Annotated in this window: 4 protein-coding genes; all 4 read right to left on the reverse strand. The window is 26.6% G+C overall.

What is annotated here, in order from left to right; genetic code table 11:
- The coding region (locus B5X47_RS13615) for a hypothetical protein (protein ID WP_143215840.1) at positions 1-188 on the reverse strand (188 nt) is incomplete at its 3' end.
- A gap of 50 nt (positions 189-238) precedes the next feature.
- Positions 239-1462 (reverse strand): ParB/RepB/Spo0J family partition protein, encoded by a 1224-nt coding sequence (locus B5X47_RS13620; protein ID WP_079590875.1) that lies wholly within the window; start codon positions 1460-1462, stop codon positions 239-241.
- A 27-nt stretch (positions 1463-1489) separates the two neighbouring features.
- On the reverse strand, positions 1490-2272 hold the full coding sequence (locus B5X47_RS13625; RefSeq protein ID WP_159446492.1) for a ParA family protein: 783 nt from the start codon (positions 2270-2272) through the stop codon (positions 1490-1492).
- A gap of 78 nt (positions 2273-2350) precedes the next feature.
- The gene (locus tag B5X47_RS13630; RefSeq protein WP_079590877.1) at positions 2351-3001 is read right to left on the reverse strand and encodes an LPD25 domain-containing protein; all 651 of its coding nucleotides are present in this window, start codon (positions 2999-3001) and stop codon (positions 2351-2353) included.
- Positions 3002-3089 lie beyond the last annotated feature (88 nt).

Below are 3089 nucleotides of genomic sequence, written 5' to 3' on the forward strand. Positions count from 1 at the left end.
TTATTTATAAGAGAACATACTTTATTATTCTCATTAAAAATAAGTGTTTGACCGAAATATCCTTTATCTATTTTATACCCATTAGGAAGTTCATATTTTCTAAAAATACAATCTCTGTGAAATGGATATAAATTAAAATATCTTTTAGAATCTACTTGCAATTCATATATTATTATTTTATCATCCATAAGCATATCCTCCAAACTATTTAATAAAAAAGGGTCAAGTTGACCCTTTTTTAATTCTTAGATGATACTTTATTTATGATTGACATAAAATTGTATATATCATCTTCGCTAAATTTTTTAATTACATTGATAAATTCCTTTTCGTTATCAGATAAATCTATTTTCTTTTCAGTTAAGAAATCTTCCAAATCAGCAATAGCAGTACTTTCAATAAGTTCCTTTTTTTCCTTTTGCAATTTTTTTACTTCTTCTGCTAATTCTTTATTTTTCTTTTCTATAAGTTCTTTAGTTTTATCATTTTCTTCTTTTAGCTTTTCCATTTGAGCCTTATATTTCTTTTCAACTTCTTCTAATTTAGCTTTTACTTCATCTTCTTTCTTTTGATCTTTAGAATTTTTTTCTATATTTTCAAGATTTTCGAGAATCTTCTTATTCTCTAATTTAAGGTTCTCTAATTCTTTTAAATATTTATCTGCTTCTTTTTTTAAATCCTCTGATGCTTGAAGGATTTTTTTGTTTTCAGCTTCAGCCTGAAGAAGTTTATCCATGACACTTTTTTTCTCTTCTTCACTTTGATTTTTAAAATCTTTTAGTTCTTCTAAAGACAAACTTTCAATTTCTTTTTTTAAAGTATCGTAAATAAGTTTTTGTGTTTCTTCATCTAGTGTAGCGATAATTTGACCTTTACCAGCTGCTAATTCATTTTTACTTATTAAATCTTGAATTTCAGGAATTAGCTTATTTAATTTTTCTACTCTTTTAAGAGTTTCTTTTGATAAGTTTAAACTATCTGCTACAGTTTTATTAATATCACCTTTAAATTCTCCACTTTTTTTCTTTTCTTTTAAAAGATTTTTTTCGTAAGCAATAGCTCTAGCAAGATCAATTTCATTTAATTGCCTTGCTGCTAAATTAGCATGAACTAGGGCTACATGACCGTCTGTTTCGTCTTTATAGTTAAGAATAAGAACTGGTGCAGTATTTATTCCTAGCTCTTTTAAAGCTTTTAATCTTTGGTGACCTGCTATTAATTTATATCCTTTGTCAGTTTTCACAACTGATAAAGGTTGTAATAAACCTACATCACTAATAGAATTTTTTAGTCTTTCAAACTCTTCTTCATTCATTTCTCTAAAGACTTCTTTATTTATTTCATTTTCCATGAGCTCGTCAACAGATATAGTTTTTAGGTTATTACCACTATCAAAACTGATAGTTTTTTCTTCCACCTTATTTACGCTCTTTGCTAAATTATCTTTCAATATTTTCTTCATTATTATATCAACCTTTCCTTATTTAATTTATTTAGACATTCTTTCCAAAATCTCATCTGTTAAATCCTTATAATCGATTGCTCCATTAGATTTTTTATCATATAAGCATACAGGCAACTCAGCAAATGGACTTTCTTCCATTTTTGAGTTTTGTCTTATTATAGTGTTAAATAATAAGTTACCAAATTGAGAGTTTTGGATTGATTCATGAAGCTCTTTGTATAAAGCACTTCTTGTCTTATACATAGTTTCCACGATACCTAAAATTTTAAGTTCAGGATTAGTTTCTTCCTTTATAGCAAATACCATTTCTTGTAGATAATCAAAACCTTCAAGAGAATATTTTTCTAATCTCATAGGAACGATTAAATTATCTGATGCTGTCATAGCATTAAGGTTAAGTATATTATCAGAAGGACCACAATCTACTAATATATAATCGAATGTATCTTGTAGTGGTTCTAATCCTTTTTTTAACCTTATATCAGTTCTTCTAAAAGATTCTGATTGAATTTCTCTCATGGTTCTAGTTAAATTTCCGCTACAAGTAGGTATAATGAATAAGTTTTCAATGTCTGTAGATAAAACTAAATCTGAGGGATTTTCTACACCTTTTAATAACTTTGATGTATGATCCATCTCTTTATTATCGCCTTTTCTTCCAACTGCTGATGATAAATTACCAGAAGGGTCTAAATCTACTATTAAAACTTTATATCCTCTACTAGACAATTCACCTGCAATTGAAATTGTTGATGTTGTTTTACCTACTCCACCTTTAAAATTGATAAAACTTATTACATTCTTCATAAGATATTCTCCTTTTCATGAAAAAGGGTCAAGTTGACCCTTTATTTCTTTTAATATTTTTAGATTACCACAAAATTATTATTTTGCTAGATACTTATATTCTTCTAATACTTTTTCATTTACTAGATAGTCTTTCATTTGAGGCATTTTAGAGAAGTTATAATTTTCTTCAGAAAAATTAAGTACTTTTCTATTATCCTCAACATATTTTAAAACATCTTCAGAAAAAGTAATTTTACTATCCAAATTATCAATATAAGTACCTTGTAACTTTTTTCTTTTTAAAATAGCTAATTCTTTTTTAGAGGAAAGTTCTATATCCGTTAAACCTTTATGCAATTCAAAATAAGGAATTAATTCATTTAAAACAAATTTTAATGAATCTCTTATTTCGTTATTAGTTACTAAATCTTTGCAATTTAGAGATTCAGTAGCATGAGCTTTAATATGTTTAATTAATCCTCCATCACCATCACCGAAATCTTGTCTTCCAGTGTAAGTTTGAATTTTTCCACAGAACATATACTTAATTACAAACTTAGTCTTGTAATACCAAAGACCATCATAGTTTTCTTTTTTTCTATCCTCTTGCTGCATACTATCAAATCTTTCAAACAGTTCATCAGCTTGATAGATAGTAAACTGATCACCTTTTTGTAGTAATCTGTGTTCACTCCAAAGGATAGTAACAACTGGTTGTTTCTTTTCATCAAAATTTTTCTTTTCCATAATAAATCTCTCCTTTTTAAAATATAATTTTTTAAAATAAAAAAAGGATATGAAAAGTACAAAAAATGTACTTAACATATCCTTTAGG

The sequence above is a fragment of the Acetoanaerobium noterae genome (assembly GCF_900168025.1).
GTDB classification, from domain to species: domain Bacteria; phylum Bacillota; class Clostridia; order Peptostreptococcales; family Filifactoraceae; genus Acetoanaerobium; species Acetoanaerobium noterae.

Excerpts from the sequence above, each read along its gene's own strand:
- B5X47_RS13625 (WP_159446492.1), bottom strand. The coding sequence starts at position 2,272 with ATGAAGAATGTAATAAGTTTTATCAATTTTAAAGGTGGAGTAGGTAAA.
- B5X47_RS13620 (WP_079590875.1), bottom strand. The coding sequence starts at position 1,462 with ATGAAGAAAATATTGAAAGATAATTTAGCAAAGAGCGTAAATAAGGTG.
- B5X47_RS13630 (WP_079590877.1), bottom strand. The coding sequence starts at position 3,001 with ATGGAAAAGAAAAATTTTGATGAAAAGAAACAACCAGTTGTTACTATC.